Consider the following 21,807-nt stretch of genomic DNA (forward strand, 5'->3'; position numbering starts at 1 on the left):
GCCTGACGGGCGAAGCGCTGGCGATCGGGCGGGAGTCGGGCATGGCTGTGGAGCAACTTCCGGCTCGTGTGCGGGAGTTCGCGGACTACCTGAACGGCCTCCTCGGGCGTCTGGACCAGGGCGGCGGCTGGTGCGGCGTCTTCTGGCAGCGGGACCCCGAGGGGATGCGGGCCTGTCTCCACGGCCGGGAGCTGCCGCCCTGGGACGTGCTGGAGTCGCTGCTGCAGGACCTCGCGGCGGCCCACGGCCCCGCCGTCGCCACGGCCGAGCGGGACCACGCCCGCGCCCTGCACGCGGCCGCCGTCTCGGCCTGCGACGCCCTTCCCGGCGCCCGCGACGCCCTGGGCGACCGCCTCGACGTCATGCTCCGCGAGCAGCGGTACGCCACCGGGCGCCGCGCCGAGCTGAGCCGCCGGCTGGCCGCCGCGACCTCCCGCGAGGAGACCGAGGCCCTCCGCCTCGACCTCGCCTGGACCCACGACGACCACGACCGCGCCACCGCCCGCCGCGCCGAGCTGGAGGCCCGGCTGTACCGGCTGGACGCGGGCATGAGGGGCACGGACGCCTGGCCGCACCCGGTGAGGCCGATCCGGCCGGAGGCCGGCCCCGTGCCCGGTGCGCGTCCTTCCGAGGACGCACCGGACCCCTGGTCCGCCGCGCCGGCGGCCGCCCCCGCGCATCGCTTCGAGGGGCCGGAGGAAGGGCACGGCTTCCGGACCCCGCCGACGGCCGGACCGGGCCCCCGGCCCGGCGGGGCGGAGCGAGGGCCTGACGTCCGACCCGGCGAGCGGAGCGCCGGACGGGACATCACGTCCGAGGCGGTGGAAGCCGGGCAGGCCGTCCCGGCCCACGGGCCGGGAAACCCGCGGCACCCCGGATCCGGAGACCTGGGCGCCGTCACGGCTCCCCGGCCCGGTGTCCCGGACGCCGGCCCCGCGTCCGCCGAGGACCCCTCCGCGCCCCGCACGCCCGCCCCGGAACCGGCCCCACCCCCTGCCGGAGCCCGCAGGCGCCGCCGGGGCGGTGCCCGGTTCGCGGGGGCCGTCGAGGACGACGCCGTACCCGTCGCCGTGCCGCCGCGGACGCCCGCCGCGGCCGTGCCCGAGGTGCCCGGCGGGCGGCGTACACCGCGCGGGGCGCGGTTCGCCGGGGCGGCGGGGGAGCGGGAGGAGCCGGCCGAGCCGTCCTTCGAGGCGGTGGACGCGCGGGCGGGGACCGCCGTGGCCGCGGCCGTCGAGCGGCTGGTGCGGCTGCGGGCGGAGGGACGCACCGGCGAGGCACATGTGCTGCTGGTGGAGATCGCGCACTGGCCGGCCGCCCGGCTCCCCCTGCTCGCGGACGGACTGCGGCACGCCGGCCTGGGCGCCGACTGGGACACCCTGCTGTGGGAGGCCGCCGCACTGCCCGCCGAGCGGCTGGTCGCCGCCGCGGCCGCGCTGGAGGCGGCCGGGCGGGCGGCGGACGGACGGCAGATGCTCCGCCAGGGCGTGGCCCGGCCCGCCGCGGAGATCGGCGCGGCCGTGCTGGAGCTGACGGGGCGGGGACAAGACCGCGAGGCGCGGGCACTGCTGGACGCCTACGTCCGGGTCCGCACACCCGAGGAAGCGGCCCGCAGTGCCGCCGTCGACCCGGCCCGGCTGGTGCCGCTGCTGCTGGAGGCCGCCGCGGGCGCCTCCGAGGAGCGTCACTGGGACCTGGTGCACGCCCTGCGCGTCGCCGGGTTCACTCCGTGACCGCCCCCGCGATCACCCTAAGGAGTGTCAAACGTGATCGACTCAGCGGGTTGGCGACGATGGTCTTGGCAAGGACGTCCAGGAGGCTTACTTTCGTCCCTCTACGGGCCGTTTCTACGGGCGTAGAGGCTCGGACGTAGCGTCGAAGGAGCAGCTCATGGCCAACGTCGTACGTGCCGCACTGGTCCAGGCCACCTGGACCGGCGACACCGAGTCCATGGTGGCGAAGCACGAGGAGCACGCGCGCGAGGCCGCCCGCCGGGGCGCGCGGGTCATCGGCTTCCAGGAGGTCTTCAACGCCCCCTACTTCTGCCAGGTCCAGGAGCCGGAGCACTACCGCTGGGCCGAACCGGTGCCCGACGGGCCGACGGTCCGCCGGATGCGGGAACTCGCCCGCGAGACCGGCATGGTGATCGTCGTCCCGGTCTTCGAGGTCGAGCAGTCCGGCTTCTACTACAACACCGCCGCCGTGATCGACGCCGACGGCTCCTACCTCGGCAAGTACCGCAAGCACCACATCCCGCAGGTCAAGGGTTTCTGGGAGAAGTACTACTTCAAACCCGGCAACCTGGGCTGGCCCGTCTTCGACACGGCCGTCGGCAAGGTCGGCGTCTACATCTGCTACGACCGGCACTTCCCGGAGGGCTGGCGTCAACTCGGACTCAACGGAGCCCAGTTGGTCTACAACCCGTCCGCCACCCACCGGGGGCTCTCCTCCTACCTGTGGCAGCTCGAGCAGCCCGCCGCGGCCGTCGCCAACGAGTACTTCATCGCCGCCATCAACCGGGTCGGCCAGGAGGAGTACGGCGACAACGACTTCTACGGCACGAGTTACTTCGTCGACCCGCGCGGGCAGTTCGTCGGCGACCCGGCGAGCGACAAGACCGAGGAACTCCTCGTCCGTGACCTGGACTTCGACCTGATCGAGCAGGTCCGCCGGCAGTGGGCCTTCTACCGAGACCGCCGCCCCGACGCCTACGAAGGACTGGTGCAGCCGTGAACGACCTCTACGCCCGCCACCAAGGCGTCCTGCCCGACTGGCTCGCCCTGTACTACGACGAGCCGCTGGAGATCACCCACGGCGAGGGCCGGCACGTCTGGGACTCCGCGGGCAACCGCTACCTCGACTTCTTCGGCGGCATCCTCACCACGATGACCGCGCACGCCCTGCCCGAGGTGACGAAGGCCGTCACCGAGCAGGCCGGCCGGATCATCCACTCCTCGACCCTCTACCTCAACCGGCCGATGGTCGAACTGGCCGAGCGCGTGGCCCAGGTGAGCGGCATCCCCGACGCCCGGGTGTTCTTCACGACCTCCGGCACCGAGGCCAACGACACCGCCCTGCTGCTCGCCACCACCTACCGGCGTACCAACACCGTGCTGGCCATGCGCAACAGCTACCACGGCCGCTCCTTCAGCACGGTCGGCATCACCGGCAACCGCGGCTGGTCCCCGACCTCGCTCTCCCCGCTGCAGACCCTGTACGTCCACGGCGGCGTCCGCGGCCGGGGCCCGTTCGCCGAGCTGGACGACCGCGCGTTCATCGAGGCGTGCGTGGCGGACCTGAAGGACGTGCTCGGGCACACCCGGCCCCCCGCCGCGCTGATCGCCGAACCGATCCAGGGCGTCGGCGGCTTCACCTCACCGCCCGACGGTCTGTACGCGGCCTTCCGCGAGGTGCTGAACGAGCACGGCATCCTGTGGATCAGCGACGAGGTGCAGACCGGCTGGGGCCGCACCGGCGAGCACTTCTGGGGCTGGCAGGCGCACGCCCGCAGCGGCCCCCCGGACATCGTCACCTTCGCCAAGGGCATCGGCAACGGCATGGCCATCGGCGGGGTGATCGCCCGCGCCGAGATCATGAACTGCCTGGACGCCAACAGCATCTCGACGTTCGGCGGCACCCAGATCACCATGGCCGCGGGCCTCGCCAACCTCGGCTACCTCCTCGAACACGACCTCCAGGGCAACGCACGGCGGGTCGGCGGCCTGCTCCTCGAACGGTTGCGGGCGGTCGGCGCGGGGCTGCCCGGCGTCCGCGAGGTGCGCGGCCGCGGACTGATGATCGGCGTGGAGCTCGTCAGACCCGGTACCGACGAGGCCGATCCGCGGGCGGCCGCCCATGTTCTGGAGGCGGCCCGCGACGGCGGCCTGCTCATCGGCAAGGGCGGCGGCCACGACACCAGCGCCCTGCGCATCGCACCGCCGCTGTCCCTGACCGTGGCGGAGGCCGAGGAAGGCGCCGCGATCCTGGAACGCGCGCTGAGGAGCACGTACTAGAGAGCGGGTTGACGGCGATGACCACCACCTCCTCCCACTCCCGGCCCCCCGGCTGGCAGCCGCTGGAACCCGCCCTGTCCGTCCGGCAGGTGCTCACCCTGGAGCGGGTGCTCGCGGGGGACCCCGAGGTGGTGGCCGGAGCCGGGCAGCTCGACCGGCCGGTGCGCTGGGTGCACGTCGCCGAGGCCGCCGACGTCGGGGTGATGCTCACCGGCGGCGAGATGGTGCTCACCACCGGAGTGCTGCTGGCCGGTGACGAGGCCAAGCAGGCCGAGTACGTCCAGTCCCTGCACCGGGCGGAGGCCGCGGCCGTCGTCCTCGGGCTCGGCCGGGCCTTTCCCGCGCCGCCCGAGGTGATGCGCCGGGCCGCCGAACGGTGCGGGCTGCCCATGGTCGTGCTGCACCGGCCGTTCCCGTTCGCCGAACTGACCGAGGAGGTCCAGTCGCGCCTGGTACGGCGGAAGTTCGCCTCCGTGAGCCTGTCGGAGACGGTACGCACCGCGCTCACCGGGCTGATCACCGCGGGCGCTCCGCTGCAGCGCCTGCTCGACGAGGCCGCCCAGCACAGCGGCTGCCCCGTCGTCGTCACCAACCTCGCCCACCGCGTCCTCGCCACGGCGGGGGAGCGGCCGGCGGTGGACGACGTGCTGCGCGACTGGGAGCGGATCGCCCGCCAGGCATGGGGGCACCACCCAGGCCGTTCCGGCGCTGGGGGAGGCGGCGAGGGCGACGGCTGGATCCGTGCCGAGCTGGGCGGACGCGGTGAGCGCTGGGGCCGGCTGCTGCTGTGCGGGTACCGGGGCGACACGGCCACCGGGCGGCTGCTCGCCGACCGGACCGCCGAGGCACTCGTGCTGCACCGCATGCTGGGCGGCGGCTCCGCCCGCACCTGGGAGGAACAGTCGGCGCAGAGCCTGCTCACCGACCTCGTCTCCGGCGTCGTGCCCGCACGGCAACTGCTGCCCCGGGCACGGGCGGCCGGGCTGCCGGTCAACCGGCGCACCTTCGTCCCCCTCGTCGTGCCCGGCGGTGACGCGGGCCAGCTCGACCGGACACTGCGGCTGCTGGGCCTGTCCGGACTGGTCGCCGAGCTGGCCGACGGCGCCACCGCCGTGCTGCTCAGCCTCGCCCGCGACCAGCACGCCGAGGCGCTCACCGCACACTTCGCGGCGCGGCTGCGGACCGAGAGCGGGGTGCCGAACGCCGTGGTCGCGGCCGCCGATCCGCGCACCGTGTGGGAGGACGTGCCCGCCGGGCTGCGGGAGGCCCGGCACGTCGCCGACGCCGTCGCCGACTCCTCCGCGGTCCTCGACCTGCCGGCCGTCGTCCGGCTGCGCGACGTCCATCTGCGGGGCCTGGTGAGGCTGCTGCGGGACGACCCGCATGTGCAGTCCTTCGCCGAGCGGGAGCTGGACGGGCTGCTGTGCGCCGCCGACCAGGAACTGCTGAACGTGCTGCGGACGTATCTGGCGACGGGCCGCAACAAGTCCCGCACCGCCCAGCTGCACCACGTCTCCCGGCCCGCCCTCTACCGCCGCCTCGAGGCGATACAGGGGCGCCTCGGCGTCGACCTCGACGACTTCGAGCAGGCGGCCTCCGTGCACATCGCACTCCTCGCGCATGACGCGCAACAGGGGTGAAACATGCGACGAACTGGGAAAACGACGGTGAAACATGAGCCGGCGAACACGTGACACGGTGACACGCCGACCGCCCGCGGACGTGACACGCTGCAACTCAAACCGGCCCACCGGGCTTCCTAGTCTCGCCGTACACCGAGCGACCGGAGGTCCCGATGAGCCGAGTGATCCGTGCCGCCCTCTTCCAGACCGCCTGGACCGGCGACAAGGAGTCGATGATCCAGGTCCACGAGCAGGCGGCCCGCGACGCGGCCGCGCAGGGCGCCCAAGTCCTCTGCTTCCAGGAACTGTTCTACGGCCCCTACTTCTGCCAGGTGCAGGACAAGGCCTTCTACGAGTACGCCGAGCGGATCCCCGACGGGCCCACCGTCCGGCGCTTCCAGGCGCTGGCGCGGGAACTGGGCATCGTCCTGGTCCTGCCCATGTACGAGGAGGAGCAGCCGGGCGTCCTGTACAACACCGCCGCCGTGATCGACGCGGACGGCTCCTACCTCGGCAAGTACCGCAAGACCCACATCCCTCAAGTGCAGGGATTCTGGGAGAAGTTCTACTTCCGGCCCGGCAACAGCGGCTGGCCCGTCTTCGACACGGCCGTCGGCCGGATCGGCGTCTACATCTGCTACGACCGCCACTTCCCCGAGGGCTGGCGGGCGCTGGGCCTGGCGGGTGCCGAGATCGTCTTCAACCCCTCGGCCACCTCGCGCGGCCTCTCCCGCTACCTGTGGCAGCTCGAACAGCCGGCGGCGGCCGTCGCCAACGAGTACTTCGTCGGCGCCATCAACCGAGTCGGCGTGGAGGACCTGGGCGACAACGACTTCTACGGCACCACCTACTTCGTGGACCCGGAGGCCCAGTTCGTCGGCGAGGTGGCGAGCGACAAGGAGCCCGAACTCGTCGTCCGCGACCTGGACCTGGCGAAGCTCCGCGAGGTCCGCGACCGCTGGCAGTTCTACCGCGACCGGGCGCCCGGCGCCTACACGCCGCTGACCGCGCCCTGACCGCAGCGCCCACCCTGGGAGGAGAGGGACCATGAGCAGCCGTACCGTCATCCGCGGTGGTCTCGTCATCACCGCGTCCGACGAGATCCACGCCGACGTCCTGATCGAGGACGGCCGCATCGCCGCCCTCGCCGCCTCCGGCACCCCCGCCGCCGAGGCGTTCGGCGGCGGCCGGGTCATCGACGCCACCGGGAAGTACGTCATCCCGGGCGGCGTCGACGGACACACCCACATGCAGATGCCGTTCGGCGGCACCACCGCCGCCGACACCTTCGAGACCGGCACCCGCGCCGCCGCCTGGGGCGGTACGACCACGATCGTCGACTTCGCGATCCAGAACGTCGGCGGCACCCTGCGCGAGGGCCTGGACGCCTGGCACGCCAAGGCCGAGGGCAACTGCGCCATCGACTACGGCTTCCACATGATCGTCTCCGATGTGAACCCGGAGACGCTCAAGGAGATGGACCTGCTGGTCGAGGAGGGCGTGACCAGCTTCAAGCAGTTCATGGCGTACCCCGGGGTGTTCTACTCCGACGACGGCCAGATCCTGCGGGCCATGCAGCGCGCCGCCGAGAACGGCGGCCTGATCATGATGCACGCCGAGAACGGCATCGCCATCGACGTCCTCGTCGAACAGGCGCTGGCCCGCGGCGAGACCGACCCCCGCTACCACGGGGAGGTCCGCAAGGCCCTGCTGGAGGCCGAGGCCACCCACCGCGCCATCAGGCTCGCGCAGGTCGCCGGGGCCCCGCTGTACGTCGTGCACGTCTCGGCGCAGGAGGCGGTCGCCGAACTGGCCCGGGCCCGGGACGCGGGGCTCAACGTGTTCGGCGAGACCTGCCCGCAGTACCTGTTCCTGTCCACCGACAACCTCGCCGAACCGGACTTCGAGGGCGCCAAGTACGTGTGCTCCACCCCGCTGCGCCCGCGGGAGCACCAGGCGGCCCTGTGGCAGGGCCTGCGCACCAACGACCTCCAGGTGGTCTCCACCGACCACTGCCCCTTCTGCTTCACCGGCCAGAAGGAGCTGGGCCGGGGTGACTTCTCCAAGATCCCCAACGGCCTGCCGGGCGTGGAGAACCGCATGGACCTCCTGCACCAGGCCGTCGTCGACGGGCACATCTCCCGGCGCCGCTGGATCGAGATCGCCTGCGCCACCCCGGCCCGGATGTTCGGCCTCTACCCGAAGAAGGGCACCATCACCCCGGGCGCGGACGCCGACGTCGTCGTCTACGACCCGCACGCCGAACAGGTCATGTCCGCCGAGACGCACCACATGAACGTCGACTACTCGGCCTACGAGGGCAGGCGCACGACCGGTCGCGTCGAGACCGTGCTCTCGCGCGGCGAAGTCGTCATCGACCAGCGGGAGTACACCGGACGCGCCGGTCACGGCGCCTTCACTCCGCGCACCACCTGTCAGTACCTCAACTAGGAGCGGCGCCCATGGACTTCGGACTCGTCCTGCAGACCGACCCGCCGGCCTCCCGGGTCGTCAGCCTCATGAAGCGGGCCGAGCGCAACGGCTTCGCCTACGGCTGGACCTTCGACTCCGCCGTGCTCTGGCAGGAGCCGTTCGTGATCTACAGCCAGATCCTCGCGAACACCAGCGCGCTGCGGGTCGGCCCCATGGTGACCAACCCGGGCACCCGCACCTGGGAGGTCACCGCCTCCACCTTCGCCACCCTCAACGACATGTTCGGCAACCGCACGGTGTGCGGGATCGGACGCGGCGACTCGGCGATGCGCGTCGCCGGACGCAAACCCAACACGCTGGCCCGCATCAGCGAGGCGATGAAGGTCATCCGTGCCCTCGGCCGGGGCGACGAGGCCGACCTCGGCGGTACGAAGATCCGCTTCCCCTGGGTCGCCCCCGGCGCCGAACTCCCGGTGTGGATGGCCGCGTACGGCCCGAAGGCCCTGAAGATGACGGGCGAGGAGGCCGACGGCTTCATCCTCCAGCTCGCCGACCTCTACCTCACCGAGTACATGGTGAAGGCCGTCAAGGAAGCGGCCGTCGCCGCCGGCCGCGACCCGTCCGAGGTCACCGTCTGCGTGGCCGCCCCCGCCTACGTCACCGCCGACGACTCGCCGGAGGCGCTCGCCCACGCTCGCGAGCAGTGCCGCTGGTTCGGCGGCATGGTCGGCAACCACGTCGCCGACCTGGTCGCCAAGTACGGCGAGCACTCCGCCCAGGTCCCCGACGAACTCACCGAGTACATCAAGGCCCGCCAGGGCTACGACTACGCCCACCACGGGCGCAGCGGCAATCCCGACACCCGGTTCGTGCCCGACGAGATCGTCGACCGGTTCTGTCTGATCGGCCCGGCCGAGAAGCACGTCGAGAAGCTGAACGCCCTGCGCGAGCTGGGTGTCGACCAGTTCGCCGTGTACGACATGCACGACGCCCAGGAAGCCACCATCGACGCCTACGGCTCCCGGGTGATCCCGGCGGTCAACGCCTGACCGCCGCACCACCCCGTTGGTCTCCCCCTCGCCGCGGCCTCCCCGCCCCGGCGAGGGGGCACAGGGCGCCCGCCCGCGCACCCCCCATGCGCCGCCCGCACGGCCTCTCCCGACCCACCTCACCCCGATTGGCCCGCCCATGACCGACACCGCTCCCTCCGCCATACCCCTGTCCGGCCAGGTGACCCAGCCCGACGGGCGGGTCGAACTGGCACCCGGCGCCCGGCCGCCGGACGGCCCGTACGCCAACGAGGACCTGCTCCCCGTCCCGGTGGAGCGGCGCACCTGGACGACGTACAACTTCTCCGCGCTGTGGGTCGGCATGGCCCACAACACGGCCTCCTGGACCCTGGCCTCCGGGCTGATCGCGGTGGGCATGGACTGGAAGCAGGCCGTGTTCACCATCGCCCTCGCCAACCTGATCGTGCTCGTGCCGATGCTGCTCACCGGCCACGCCGGACCCAAGTACGGCATCCCGTTCCCCGTGTTCGCCCGAGCGAGTTTCGGCGTGCGCGGCGCCAACCTGCCCGCCGTGGTGCGGGCGCTGGTGGCGTGCGGCTGGTTCGGCATCCAGACCTGGATCGGCGGCGAGGCCATCTACTTCCTCGCCGGCAAGCTCATCGGCGACAGCTGGGCGAACGCCGCGCAGGTCGGCGGCCACGCCTGGACCATGTGGCTGTCGTTCGCCGTCTTCTGGGTCCTCCAGATCGCCATCATCCTCCGCGGCATGGAGACCATCCGCCGCTTCGAGAACTGGGCGGCGCCTTTCGTCCTCGTCGGCGCGTTCGTGATGCTGTGGTGGATGAGCGGCAAGGCCGGGGGCGTCGGACCGCTCTTCGACCAGCCGTCCAAGCTGGGCTGGGGCGGCGACTTCTGGAAGCTGTTCTGGCCCGCCCTGATGGGCATGATCGGCTTCTGGTCGACCCTGTCGCTGAACATCCCCGACTTCACCCGCTACGGCCGCAGCCAGCGCGCCCAGACCCGGGGGCAGGCCTTCGGCCTGCCGACCACGATGACCCTGTTCGCCTTCCTGTCCGTGCTGGTCACCTCCGGGTCCCAGGCGGTCTACGGCGAGCCCGTCTGGGACCCGGTCCAGCTCGCCGCGAAGACGGACAACGTGGTCGGTCTGCTCTACGCCCTGGTCACCGTGCTGGTGGCGACCCTCTCCGTGAACATCGCGGCCAACCTGGTCTCCCCGGCGTTCGACTTCTCCAACGTGGCCCCGCGCAAGGTGAGTTTCCGCACCGGCGCGCTGATCACCGCGGTCCTGGCCGTGCTGATCTTCCCGTGGAAGCTGTACGCGGACCCGCAGGGCTACATCTTCACCTGGCTCGGACTGGTCGGCGGTCTCCTCGGCACCGTCGCGGGCATCCTCGTCGCCGACTACTGGATCCTGCGCCGCACCCGGCTGGTCCTCGCCGACCTGTACCGAGCGGGCGGCCGGTACTGGTACGCGGGCGGCTGGAACTGGCGGGCGGTGGCCGCGTTCCTGGCCGGCGGCGTGCTGGCGATCGGCGGCGCCGACTTCCACCCGCTGGTCGACGGCCGCCCCATCGCGGCCCTGTCCCCTCTCGCCGACTACGGGTGGGCGGTGGGCCTCGGCACCTCCCTGGTGCTCTACCTGGCCCTGACCTGGCTCACCGGCCGGAAGGAGGACACGGCGGAGGCGGCGGCCTGAGACGGACCCGCCCCGGCGGCCATGGCCGCCGGGGCCCCGCCCGCCGTCGCGCACCGCCCCCTCCGAGCCCCCAACGTCGTTTCCTCAAGCGCCTGTTGAGATACTCACCGCTTGTGAAGAGACGAGCACTTCTGTGGTCCGCCGCATGTCTGGCGCTGGCCTCCTGCCATGCCGGGATGGCGACCGCCGGCCCCGGGACGGAGCGGAGCGGGCCCATGCCGGCGGATCAGCGCCAGGACGCGCCCGATCTCGTGGGTGACAGCCTGGACGGCAGACCGCTCCGGCTGGACGACCACCGGGGGAAGGTCGTCGTCCTCAACGCGTGGGCGTCCTGGTGCGGCCCCTGCCGGGCCGAGGCCCCCGCGCTCCGGGCCGCCCGCGAACACCTCGCCGCGAAGGGCGTGCGCTTCATCGGGCTCGACGCCGACCGCGACCCGGCGGCCGGCCGCGCCTTCCAGCGGGAGCACCGTCTCGGCTACCCCAGCTTCCGCGACCCCTCCGGCCGGCAGATGCTCCGGTTCCCCAAGGGGACGGTGCCGCCGGGCGTGCCGTTCACCGTCGTCATCGACACCCGGGGCAGGATCGCGGCCGTCCACGCCGGCACCATCACCGAACGGGAGGTGCGCGACCTGGCGTTGCCGCTCACCCGCTCCTGAAGGGCGGTCAGCCGGACGTGCCGGATCCCAGCGCGGCCACGGCGCTCTTCGCCGCCTTGATGGCACCCTTGTTGATCTCGTCCGTGCTCGGGGCCTTCTTGCTCTCGAAGTCGCTGCCGTTGTAGGTGACGACGACCAGTGCGTTGGAGGCCCGTACCAGCACCACGCCCTCGCGGGTCTCCTGCTTGCTCTCGGTGGTGAGGTTCACGACCGAGTAGCCGGCGTCACCGACCCCCGGGACCTCGCCGCCGCCGCTCTTCTCGGCGACGCGCTGCTGGTACTCCTTCTTCGCCGCGTCGTCCGAGCCGGTGATCTCGAACGAGACGTCGAGCCAGCGGTAGTCGTAGCCCTGGAGGGCGTTCCAGGAGCAGGTGCGGCGCAGCGAGGTGTCGGTCGACGGGATCTCCTTGCCGGCCGTCTTCGCCCCGGGAACCAGGGACTTGACGGTCGCCACCGGCACGCTGGAACAGGGGGCGGGCGCGGCCTCGTACGACTTCGACACCGCCGTGGACGAGGGCGCCGAGGCCGAGCCGGCGGGCGTCCGCTGGGACGGCGGGCGATCCGCGGCCGCCGGTGCGGCCGGATCGGACGACATCGCCCAGCCGGCACAGGCGAGTACGACGACCGGCGTCAGACGCGCGGTCAGGGCGAGCGGCAGAGGCAGTGAACGCACGGCGCACTTCTCGTGGGGGAGGGGGCGCGGAAGGGTCCCGCGGGGTGGGCTGGGACGACAGTGTCACACGACTCCCTGTGCGGCGGAAGGCCGAACTCGCTGCGTGCCCGGCCGGTAACCCGGGCCCATGGACACCGTGTTGAAAAATCCCCTATGTCCGGTCAGGGGACGCGGGCGGTCCACTCCGGCGAGGTGAACTTCGTCCGCGCCAGCTCCTCGGCCCGCGCCAGTTCCCCTTCCGTCACCTCGCCGTCCACGAGGCCGTACCGCCCCCGGAACGACTCGATCATCCGCTCGATGACCGCGTCCCGCGGCAGCCCCGTCTGCCGGCGCAGCGGATCGACCCGCTTCTTCGCGCTCCCGGTGCCCTTGTCGGAGAGCTTCTCCCGCCCGATCCGCAGCACCTCGACCATCTTGTCCGCGTCGATGTCGTACGACATGGTCACGTGGTGCAGCACGGCCCCGGGACCGCCGCCCGGCCCGACGACCCGCTTCTGCGCCGCGCCCGCGATCTTGCCCTGGTCGGTGGCGATGTCGTTCAGCGGCTGGTACCAGGCGCGGATGCCCATCTCGCCGAGGGCGCCGAGCACCCAGTCGTCCAGGTAGGCGTAGCTGTCCTGGAAGGACAGGCCCTGCACCAGCGACTCGGGCACCGACAGGGAGTAGGTGATCGTGTTGCCGGGCTCCACGAACATGGCCCCGCCGCCGGAGATCCGCCGGACCACCTCGATGCCGTGCCGGGCGGCGCCCTCCGGGTCCACCTCGTTGCGCAGCGACTGGAAGCTGCCGATGATCACCGACGGCGCGCCCCACTCCCACACCCGCAGCGTGGGCGGCCGGCGGCCCGCCGCCACCTCGGCGGTCAGGACCTCGTCCAGGGCCATGTGCAGCGCCGGTGACTGCGGGCCCTCGTGGACGAGCTGCCAGTCGTAGTCGGTCCAGTCCGTGGCGTGCGCGAGCGCCCGGCGCACCGCGATCCCGACGCCCTCCGAGGTCAGTCCGTACATGACCGTCCCCGCGGGCAGCGCCGCGTCGATCCGCGCGGCCAGCCCGGCCGCGGCGGTGTCCGCCGGGGCGCCCTCGAGCGCGCGGTTCACCGCGTCCAGCGCCTCGTCCGGCTCCAGGAAGAAGTCGCCCGCCACGCGCACGTCGCGCAGCACACCGTCCTCGGCCGCCACGTCCACGACGACCAGCTTGCCGCCGGGAACCTTGTACTCACCGTGCACCGCCTGGCCTCCCTCTTCCACCAGGAGATCAACGCCGGGAGGCGCGGTGGTGTTCCCGTGGAGGAGGTGAAGAGCCGGCCACGGGAGCCGGGCCGAAACTCCACGGCGTCCGCGCCGGGCGTCTCCGATACTGGTGGGCCCGGCCCACCCGCGCGAGCACCGAGGTGACAGATGCGGTTCACCACCCGGCCCACCCTCCAGGGCACCTTCGGCATGGTCTCCAGCACCCACTGGCTGGCCTCCCAGTCGGCGATGGCGGTGCTGGAGGACGGGGGCAACGCCTTCGACGCGGCCGTGGCGGGCGCCTTCGTGCTGCACGTGGTGGAGCCGCATCTGAACGGGCCCGCCGGGGAGGTGCCCATCCTGCTCGCGCCGGCCGGCGGCGAGGTGCGCGTGCTGTGCGGACAGGGCGTCGCCCCGGCCGCCGCCACCGTCGCGCACTACCGGGGACTCGGTCTGGACCTCGTACCCGGCACCGGACCGCTCGCCGCCGCCGTCCCCGGCGCCTTCGACGCCTGGCTGCTGCTTCTGCGCGACCACGGCACCAGGTCGCTCGACGACGTCCTGAAGTACGCCGTCGGGTACGCCGAGCACGGGCACGCGCCCGTGGAGAACGTCGGTGCGACCGTGGAGAGCGTCAGGGAGCTGTTCGAGACCGAGTGGACCTCCTCCGCCGAGGTGTACCTGCCCGGCGGCCGTGCCCCCCGGCCCGGCGAACTCTTCCGCAACCCCGCCCTGGCCGCGACCTGGCGGCGGCTGCTCGCCGAGACCGCGGGGGCCGGCGACCGGGAGGCGCGCATCGACGCCGCGCGCGAGGTGTGGCGCTCCGGGTTCATCGCGGAGGCCCTGGTACGGCAGTCCCGGCGGCCCACGCTGGACACCAGCGGGCGGCGCCACACCGGCACCCTCACCGGGGCCGACCTGGCGGGCTGGTCGGCCGGCTACGAGGCGCCGGCGACCTACGACTGGAACGGCTGGACCGTGTGCAAGGCCGGCCCGTGGAGCCAGGGCCCCGCCTTCCTCCAGCAACTGGCGCTGCTCCCGCCCGAGCTGCCCGCCTACGGTTCGGCGGACTACGTCCACCTGCTGATCGAGGGCTGCAAGCTCGCCATGGCCGACCGGGAGGCCTGGTACGGGGACGCGGCCGACGTGCCGCTCGCCGCACTGCTGTCGGAGGAGTACAACGCCGGCCGCCGCGCCCTCGTCGGCGAGAAGGCCTCCTGCGAACTGCGCCCCGGCAGCCCCGGCGGGCGCGCCCCACGCCTGCCCGCGCAGGCACACGCGCGCGTGCCCGGCGACGGTCCCGGCTTCAGCCCGATGGGCGCCGGGGAGCCGACGGTCGCGGACCTGACCGGCGAGGCCCAGGTGGCCGCCGACGGCAGCACCCGCGGCGACACCTGCCACCTGGACGTCGTGGACCGCTGGGGCAACATGGTGGCGGCCACGCCCAGCGGCGGCTGGCTGCAGTCCAACCCGGTCGTGCCCGAACTCGGCTTCCCGCTCGGCACCCGGCTGCAGATGACGTGGCTGGAGGAGGGACTGGCGAACTCCCTCACCCCGGGCCGCCGTCCCCGCACCACCCTCTCCCCGTCGATGGTGCTGCGCGGCGGTGTCCCGGTCATGGCGTTCGGCACGCCCGGCGGGGACCAGCAGGACCAGTGGCAGCCGCACTTCTTCCTCGCCGCCGTGCTGCGCGCCCCGGTCCGCGGCGGCCTCGACCTGCAGGGCGCGATCGACGCCCCGAACTGGCACAACGACAGTTTCCCCAGCTCCTTCTACCCGCGCGGCCGGCACCCCGGCGGCGTCACCGTGGAGTCCCGCACGGACCCCGGGGTGATCGACGAACTGCGCCGCCGGGGCCACGACGTCACGGTCGGCCCCGGCTGGTCGGAGGGCCGCCTGTGCGCGGTGGCCCGGGACCCGGAGACGGGCGTCCTGTCGGCCGCCGCGAACCCGCGCGGGATGCAGGGGTACGCGGTCGGCCGCTGACGGCCGGTCCGGCCCCCCTTCTTCATCCCGATTCCACCCGGTGTCCACCGGACGGGCGGGGATTGTCAGCGGCACGTGGTCTCATGGAGGACATGATCGACGAAACGGAAACCATCGAGGAGTTTCTCACCCGCGGCTCGGCCGACGTGGAGGAAGCGGTCCGCAAGGCCGCGGCGGCCGAGATCCTGCCCCGCTTCCGGCGCCTCGCCGAGCACGAGGTGGACCGCAAGAGCGGACCGCACGACCTGGTGACGGACGCCGACCGGCTCGCCGAGGAGCGGCTCACCGAGGTGCTCGGCGCCCTGCTGCCCGGCTCGGTCGTGGTCGGCGAGGAGGCGGTGCACGCCAACCCGGCCACCTACGAGGCGATACGGGGCGACGCACCGGTCTGGATCATCGACCCGGTCGACGGCACCCGGCAGTTCGTGCACGGCGACGAGGGCTTCTGCACGCTGGTCGCGCTCGCCCACCGGGGCGTCGTCCAGGCCTCATGGACCTACGCCCCCGTACCGGACGCGTTCGCCACGGCCGTTCGCGGCCGGGGCGCCTTCCTCGACGGCGAGCGGCTGTTCGCGGGGCCGCCCGCGCCCGGCCGCGACCTCGCCGTCGCCACCTCCCACCCGGACTTCACCACCGACGAGCAGAAGCACGCGCTGCGCCCGCTGTGGACCGACGGTGTCGCCCCGCGCCCCTGCGGCTCCGCGGGACTGGAGTACCTCGCCGTGGCCCGCGGTGAGTTGGACGCGGTCGCGTTCTCCTGGGAGGCGGCGTGGGACCACGCGGCGGGCCTGCTGCTGGTCGAGGAGGCGGGCGGCGCCCACCTCACGCTCACCGGTGAGCCGTTCCGGGTGACCGGCGGCAACGCGCTGCCGTTCACCGCCGCCCGGGACGCGGCCACCGCCCGCCGCGTGGCGCGACTGCTGGGCGGGGGCGGCTGAGGCACCCGCCCCGGCCGCCGCGGGGGCACCGGCATATCCTGATCGCGAGTGGCCATCGGCTGACGAAGGAGTCCGAAGGTGCCGTCGATGCTCGATGCTGTCGTGGTGGGTGCGGGACCGAACGGACTGACCGCTGCCGTGGAGCTGGCCCGCAGGGGTCACTCCGTCGCCCTGTTCGAGGCGCGGTCCACCGTCGGCGGCGGCGCCCGCACCGAGGAGCTGACGCTGCCCGGCTTCCGGCACGACCCGTGCTCGGCCGCCCACCCCCTCGGCATCAACTCGCCCGCGTTCCGCGCCCTGCCCCTGGAGCGGTACGGCCTGCGGTGGGTGCACGCGGACCTGCCGATGGCGCACCCGTTCCCGGACGGCGGCGCGGCCGTGCTGGCCCGTTCCGTCGCCGAGACGGCGGCCTCCTTCGGCCCGCGCGACGCGGGCGCGTACCGCAGGCTGGTGGAGCCGTTCCTCGCCAAGTGGGACACCCTGGCCCGGGACTTCATGTCCCTGCCGTCGACCGCGCTGCCCCGCGACCCGGTGACCCTGGCCCGCTTCGGCCTCGCCGGACTGCCGCCCTCCACCCTGCTGATGCGCCGCTTCCGCGACGAGCCCGTCAAGGCCCTCTTCTCCGGCCTCGTCGCCCATGTGATGGCACCCCTCGGCGGCTTCGCCACCGGCGCCATCGGCCTGGTCTTCGCCCTGGCCGCGCACGCCCGCGGCTGGCCCCTGGCCCGCGGCGGCTCCCAGACCATCTCCGACGCGCTGGCCGCCTACCTGACCGACCTCGGCGGCGCCGTCCACACCGACTACGAGGTCAAGCGCCTCGACGACCTGCCGCCGGCCCGCGCGTACGTCTTCGACACCTCGCCCGCCGCGCTGGCCCGTATCGCCGGCTTTGGCGGCCACTACGACCGCTTCCGCTACGGCCCCAGCGTCTTCAAGATCGACTACGCCCTGGACGGCCCGGTCCCCTGGACCGCGCCCGAGGCCCGCGCCGCCGGCACCGTTCAGGTCGGCGCGAGCCAGGCCGAGATCGGCACCGCGCTGCACGACGCGTCCCGTGCCGGCCGCGCACCCGACCGGCCGTTCCTGATCACCGTCCAGCCCAGCGTGGCCGACCCCACCCGGGCGCCCGAGGGCAAGCACGTCTTCTGGGCCTACGGCCACGTCCCGAACGGCTGGCGGGGCGACCTCACCGACGCCATCGAACGCCAGCTGGAGCGCTTCGCACCCGGCTTCCGCGACCGCGTCCTCGCCCGCGCCACCATGGGCCCCGCCGAACTCGCCGCCCACAACGCCAACTACGTAGGCGGGGACATCGCCTGCGGCGCGGCCTCCGGGCTCCAGCTGCTGCTGCGACCCCGCCTGTCCCTGTTCCCGTACCACACCCCCCATCCGGCCGTCTTCATCTGCTCCTCGGCCACACCGCCCGGCCCCGGCGTGCACGGCATGTCGGGGCACAACGCGGCCAAGGCCGTCTGGCGGAGACTGAGGCAGACATGACCACCATCACCCTCGTCCAGGGCGACATCACCCGGCAGAGCGCCGACGCGATCGTCAACGCGGCCAACTCCTCCCTGCTCGGCGGGGGAGGGGTGGACGGCGCGATCCACCGCAGAGGCGGCGGCGCGATCCTCGAGGAGTGCCGCGCGCTGCGCGCCTCCCGGTACGGCAAGGGCCTGCCCACCGGCCAGGCGGTCGCCACGACGGCCGGCGCGCTGGACGCCCGCTGGGTGATCCACACGGTGGGCCCGGTCTGGTCCGCCACCGAGGACCGCTCGGAACTCCTCGCCTCCTGCTACCGCGAGTCCCTGAAGGTCGCCGACGAACTCGGCGCCCGCACGGTCGCGTTCCCGGCCGTCTCCACCGGCGTCTACCGCTGGCCGATGGACGACGCGGCCCGCATCGCGGTGGAGACGGTGCGCGCCACACCGACCTCGGTCGAGGAGGCACGCTTCGTCCTCTTCGACGAGCGGGCGTACCAGGCGTTCGCCGCGCGGACCGGCTGACCGCGCGGGCCGCCGCCCCGGCGGCCCGCGGCGTGTGCCCGACGGGGGAGGCGGGCCGCTGCCCGCTTCCCCCGTCGGGCGTTCCTCGCGGTCAGGACGTCACCTGCCCGAACCCTGCGCGAAGCCGTTGTAGATGTAGCGCTGCAGGAAGAGGAAGATCACCAGGGTCGGAAGGATGACGAGGATCGCTCCGGCGGAGATGGTCTCCCAGTGAGCCCCGAACGGGCCCTTGAAGCGGTACAGGGCGGTGGAGATGGTGCCGAGGTCCTCCGAGGGCATGTACAGGAAGGGGATGTAGAAGTCGTTGTACGTGGTGATGCCCTTGATGATGACGACGGTCGCGATCGCCGGCTTGAGCATCGGAAAAATGATCTTGCGGTAGACGGTGAAGGCGTTGGCCCCGTCGAGCCGCGCGGCCTCGTCCACGGAGACCGGGATCCCCCGGATGAACTGGAGGAAGATGCAGATCGAGACGATGTCCGTGCCCATGTAGAGCAGGATCGGCGCCCACCGGGTGTCGAAGAGGCCGAAACTGTTGACCACCTGGAAGGTCGCGACCTGTGTGGTCACGCCCGGTACCAGGGTGGCGATCAGGAACAGGGCCATGACGAGTTTCTTGAACCGGAAGTCGAAACGGTCGATCGCGTACGCCGTCATCGAGCCGATGATCACCGTGCCGGTGATGGAGAACAGCAGGATGAAGGCGGTGTTGCCGAACGCCGTCAGCATCTTGCCGTCGGAGAAGGCGGTCGCGTAGTTCGAGAAGTTCAGCCAGTCGTGCGGCAGGGCGAGGGCTCCCTGGCCGTCCGCGACCTCCTGCGACGTCTTCAGCGAGGTCAGGAGGACCACGGCCAGCGGGACCAGCACCACGAGCGAGGCGCCGATCAGGGCCAGGTAGGTCAGGCCGGTGGCGAGACCGGAGGGCCGGCGCGACCGGCGCCGGGGCGGGACGCCGACGGTCATACGATGTCCACCTTCTCGTCGGGCACGAGGCGGCGCTGGATCCAGGTGATCCCCAGGATGACCAGCAGCAGCACCACGGCGCAGGCCGAGGCCAGGCCGGTCTTGTTGAACTGGAAGGCGAACTTGACGGTCTGGATCACGAAGGTCGACGTCCCGGTCGTGCCGGTGGTCATGATGTACGGGATCTCGAAGACCGACAGTGAGCCGGAGACGGCGAGGATGACGCTCAGACCCAGCACCGGGCGGATGCCGGGGGCGACGATGTACCGGAACTGCTGCCACCGGGTCGCCCCGTCGAGCTGGGCGGCCTCGTGGAACTCTCCCGGGATCGACTGGATCGCCCCGAGGAACAGGACGAAGTTCAGGCCGGTGAAGCGCCAGACCGACACGCCCGCCAGTGAGGTGTTGGCCGACTCGGGGGTTGAGAGCCAGGCGTGGTCGCTGTTCACCCCGAACCAGGACAGGACCGAGTCGAGCGTGCCGCCGTCCTGGAAGAAGTAGAGGAAGACGAAGCCGATCGCCACCCCGTTGATCAGGTACGGGAAGAACAGGATGCCCTTGAACAGGTTCCTGAAGCGCATGTCGAAGCTGAGCACGGTGGCGAAGTACAGGGCGATGGATATCTGTACGACTGAGGCCACCAGGTAGTAGAGACTCACCGTGAAGACCCGGAAGAGCTCGGGGCGGGTGAACAGTTCCTCGTAGTTGCCGGCACCGACGAAGTTCCGGTCCGGGCTGACGCCGTCCCAGTCGGTGAAGCTGTAATAGATCATGTTGCCCACCGGCACGTAGGTGAACGTGATCAGCAGAGCGAGCGGAACCAGCAGGAACAGCCACGGGGTGAGCCGGCGCATCGACGGCTTCCGCCGGACACCGCCGCCGCCCGCACGCCCGGGGCGGTGCCTGACGGTCCGCTTCGGCCCGCCGGCCGTGGGCGGCGGTGAAGGGGAGAGGGTTCGAGTCATTGAGGGCCAGGGCCTTTCGTGTCCGCGGAGCGCTGTCGCGTCCGGGCCCGGCGGCGGCAGGCTCACCGGGACCCGCTGCGCGCCGATCAGGAGCCGGCGGTCCGCCTGGCCTCGGCCCAGCGCTTGTTCAGGTCGTCGAAGTAGCCCTGGAGCGAGCCGCCCTGGGCGCCGCGGGCGAGGTCCACCAGCCGCTGGCGGTAGTCCTGCTTGTTCAGGCCGATCTCCGAGGCGTTGTCGATGGCGTTGACCTCGGCTGTCGCCTTCTCGGAGCGCTCCACGAACGTGACATCGTTGTCAACGTACTCGTCGAGCGTCGTCGGCAACTTCGCCGCCTTCAGTGCCGAGACGGCGCCCTCCTTCGCGGAGTACCCGGACTTCTCGGTGAACCAGTCGATCCAGGCCCGGGCAGCGCTCTTGTGGCCGGAGTGGATGTTGACGGCCTGCTGGTAGTCGGAGACGAGGGTGGCGCAGAACTTGCCGGAGTGCTGGACCGGTACCGGCATGAAGCCGATGTCGTCGGGGTTCTCGCCGGCCTTCCGGGCCGCGTCGCGCATCTGGTTGATCGCCCAGGAGCCGAGCAGCATGCTGCCGATCCTGCCCTTGGCGAGCAGGGACTTGGAGCTCTCCCAGTTGGTGGTGGTGGGGTCCTTCTCGGACAGGTCGTCGTGGACGATGTCGTAGAGCAGGGTGTCGAGGGTGTTGAGGTCGGTGCCCTTCTCCCAGGGCCTGTCCGTGTCGGCCAGGGCGTCGGAGGCCTTGCTGTCGCAGCTGACGGAGCCGACGCTGTTGGTCCAGGGGCTGCTGAGCGGCCAGCCGTCCTTGAAGTTCGTGTAGTAGGTGGCGCCGGTCCTGTCCTTCACCGTCCTCAGGTCGGACAGGAACTCCCCGGTCGTCGTCGGCCAGGCGGTGATGCCGGCCTTCCGCCACACGGCCTTGTTGTAGACGAAGCCGTTGGCGGTGCCGAAGGTGGCGATGCCGTACACGCTGCCGTCCACGTCGGTCTTGTCGGTGAACCGGTACTCGTCGGCCATGGAGCCGCTGTCGCCGAGCGGGGCGAAGAACTTCGGGTAGTCGCCCTTGGCGACCGCGCCCGGTATCAGCAGGACGTCCCCGTAGTTCTCGGTGTTCATCCGGATCTTCACCTCCCCCTCGTAGTCGGTGATGCCCTCGAACTTGACCCCGACCTTCGGGTAGATCCTGTTGAACTCGGCCGCGTACTTCTTCATCGTGCCGTCCTGCACGAGGTCCGTACGGTTGGTGAGCACCGTGATGTCACCGGAGACCTTCGTCGGGCTCAGCGGTACGGCCGCGGTCTCGCCCGCACCGGGCGTCCCCCCTCCGCTGCACCCCGCGAGGGTCGTCACCACGGCGGTCAGCACGGCTGCGCTCACTGCTCTGTTTCCCATGTGCCCCACTCCTCCAAGGATCACGGCTCGGGCCCGGTAGGTGCCCCGCACTATTTCAGGGATGGGTTAACCGGTAAAGCTCCGCGTTTCACCGCGATGCCCAATCGTTACATCTGGCCGCAGAGGGCTGTGTGAACTCCCCCCGCGCTACAGGGTCTACGCCGGATATCGCCGGTGTGAGAGGCCTGGCGAG

At 72.2% G+C, this 21,807-nt stretch carries 18 protein-coding genes; 13 read left to right on the forward strand and 5 right to left on the reverse strand.

Annotated features, from left to right (window positions below):
• Positions 1-41 precede the first annotated feature (41 nt).
• From ACWCPN_RS32855 to ACWCPN_RS32895, 9 genes are all read left to right on the forward strand, one after another.
• On the forward strand, positions 42-1,733 hold the full coding sequence (locus tag ACWCPN_RS32855) for a hypothetical protein (protein WP_451213795.1): 1,692 nt from the start codon (positions 42-44) through the stop codon (positions 1,731-1,733).
• 157 nt (positions 1,734-1,890) lie between these two features.
• Positions 1,891-2,733: a nitrilase-related carbon-nitrogen hydrolase gene (locus ACWCPN_RS32860; protein WP_365129835.1), complete on the forward strand. Its 843-nt coding sequence runs from the start codon at positions 1,891-1,893 to the stop codon at positions 2,731-2,733.
• A complete protein-coding gene (locus tag ACWCPN_RS32865) occupies positions 2,730-4,013 on the forward strand; it encodes an aspartate aminotransferase family protein (RefSeq protein ID WP_392292367.1) in 1,284 nt (427 codons plus the stop codon). The genes ACWCPN_RS32860 and ACWCPN_RS32865 overlap by 4 nt, the downstream gene beginning before the upstream one ends.
• 17 nt (positions 4,014-4,030) lie before the next feature.
• A complete protein-coding gene (locus ACWCPN_RS32870) occupies positions 4,031-5,653 on the forward strand; it encodes a PucR family transcriptional regulator (RefSeq protein ID WP_451213799.1) in 1,623 nt (540 codons plus the stop codon).
• A 155-nt stretch (positions 5,654-5,808) separates the two neighbouring features.
• The gene (locus ACWCPN_RS32875; RefSeq protein WP_250400376.1) at positions 5,809-6,651 is read left to right on the forward strand and encodes a nitrilase-related carbon-nitrogen hydrolase; all 843 of its coding nucleotides are present in this window, start codon (positions 5,809-5,811) and stop codon (positions 6,649-6,651) included.
• 31 nt (positions 6,652-6,682) lie between these two features.
• Complete coding sequence (hydA, locus tag ACWCPN_RS32880; protein ID WP_451213802.1) at positions 6,683-8,086, forward strand: dihydropyrimidinase; 1,404 nt, start codon at positions 6,683-6,685, stop codon at positions 8,084-8,086.
• Positions 8,087-8,097: 11 nt separating this feature from the next.
• Complete coding sequence (locus ACWCPN_RS32885; protein WP_451213805.1) at positions 8,098-9,117, forward strand: TIGR03842 family LLM class F420-dependent oxidoreductase; 1,020 nt, start codon at positions 8,098-8,100, stop codon at positions 9,115-9,117.
• A 139-nt stretch (positions 9,118-9,256) separates the two neighbouring features.
• The gene (locus ACWCPN_RS32890; protein ID WP_451213808.1) at positions 9,257-10,795 is read left to right on the forward strand and encodes an NCS1 family nucleobase:cation symporter-1; all 1,539 of its coding nucleotides are present in this window, start codon (positions 9,257-9,259) and stop codon (positions 10,793-10,795) included.
• A gap of 215 nt (positions 10,796-11,010) precedes the next feature.
• Positions 11,011-11,451 (forward strand): TlpA family protein disulfide reductase, encoded by a 441-nt coding sequence (locus ACWCPN_RS32895; RefSeq protein WP_451213811.1) that lies wholly within the window; start codon positions 11,011-11,013, stop codon positions 11,449-11,451.
• A gap of 7 nt (positions 11,452-11,458) precedes the next feature.
• Here the strand turns inward: ACWCPN_RS32895 and ACWCPN_RS32900 are convergent, their stop codons facing one another.
• Positions 11,459-12,124, reverse strand: a complete 666-nt coding sequence (locus tag ACWCPN_RS32900; RefSeq protein ID WP_365129828.1) for a hypothetical protein — start codon at positions 12,122-12,124, stop codon at positions 11,459-11,461.
• A gap of 161 nt (positions 12,125-12,285) precedes the next feature.
• Positions 12,286-13,350 carry a lipoate--protein ligase family protein gene (locus ACWCPN_RS32905; protein ID WP_451213861.1) on the reverse strand — a complete coding sequence of 355 codons (1,065 nt, stop codon included), beginning with the start codon at positions 13,348-13,350 and terminating at the stop codon, positions 12,286-12,288.
• Between the two features lie 171 nt (positions 13,351-13,521).
• Between ACWCPN_RS32905 and ACWCPN_RS32910 the strand changes: the two genes are divergently transcribed.
• From ACWCPN_RS32910 to ACWCPN_RS32925, 4 genes are all read left to right on the forward strand, one after another.
• The gene (locus ACWCPN_RS32910; protein ID WP_451213814.1) at positions 13,522-15,339 is read left to right on the forward strand and encodes a gamma-glutamyltransferase family protein; all 1,818 of its coding nucleotides are present in this window, start codon (positions 13,522-13,524) and stop codon (positions 15,337-15,339) included.
• A gap of 92 nt (positions 15,340-15,431) precedes the next feature.
• Positions 15,432-16,277: an inositol monophosphatase family protein gene (locus ACWCPN_RS32915; RefSeq protein WP_451213817.1), complete on the forward strand. Its 846-nt coding sequence runs from the start codon at positions 15,432-15,434 to the stop codon at positions 16,275-16,277.
• Positions 16,278-16,364: 87 nt separating this feature from the next.
• Positions 16,365-17,774 (forward strand): phytoene desaturase family protein, encoded by a 1,410-nt coding sequence (locus tag ACWCPN_RS32920; RefSeq protein ID WP_451213820.1) that lies wholly within the window; start codon positions 16,365-16,367, stop codon positions 17,772-17,774.
• Positions 17,771-18,280: an O-acetyl-ADP-ribose deacetylase gene (locus tag ACWCPN_RS32925; protein ID WP_392292376.1), complete on the forward strand. Its 510-nt coding sequence runs from the start codon at positions 17,771-17,773 to the stop codon at positions 18,278-18,280. Before ACWCPN_RS32920 ends, ACWCPN_RS32925 begins: the two co-directional genes overlap by 4 nt.
• Positions 18,281-18,379: 99 nt before the next feature.
• On the opposite strand, the gene ACWCPN_RS32930 is transcribed toward ACWCPN_RS32925, so the two are convergent.
• The 3 genes from ACWCPN_RS32930 to ACWCPN_RS32940 form a co-directional block, all read right to left on the reverse strand.
• The gene (locus tag ACWCPN_RS32930) at positions 18,380-19,243 is read right to left on the reverse strand and encodes a carbohydrate ABC transporter permease (RefSeq protein ID WP_451213823.1); all 864 of its coding nucleotides are present in this window, start codon (positions 19,241-19,243) and stop codon (positions 18,380-18,382) included.
• Entirely contained in the window at positions 19,240-20,208 is a 969-nt protein-coding gene (locus tag ACWCPN_RS32935) for a carbohydrate ABC transporter permease (protein ID WP_451213826.1), read from the reverse strand. Before ACWCPN_RS32935 ends, ACWCPN_RS32930 begins: the two co-directional genes overlap by 4 nt.
• An 86-nt stretch (positions 20,209-20,294) precedes the next feature.
• Complete coding sequence (locus ACWCPN_RS32940) at positions 20,295-21,614, reverse strand: ABC transporter substrate-binding protein (protein ID WP_451213829.1); 1,320 nt, start codon at positions 21,612-21,614, stop codon at positions 20,295-20,297.
• Positions 21,615-21,807: the final 193 nt, after the last annotated feature.

Source organism: Streptomyces sp. NPDC002386, from assembly GCF_053593175.1.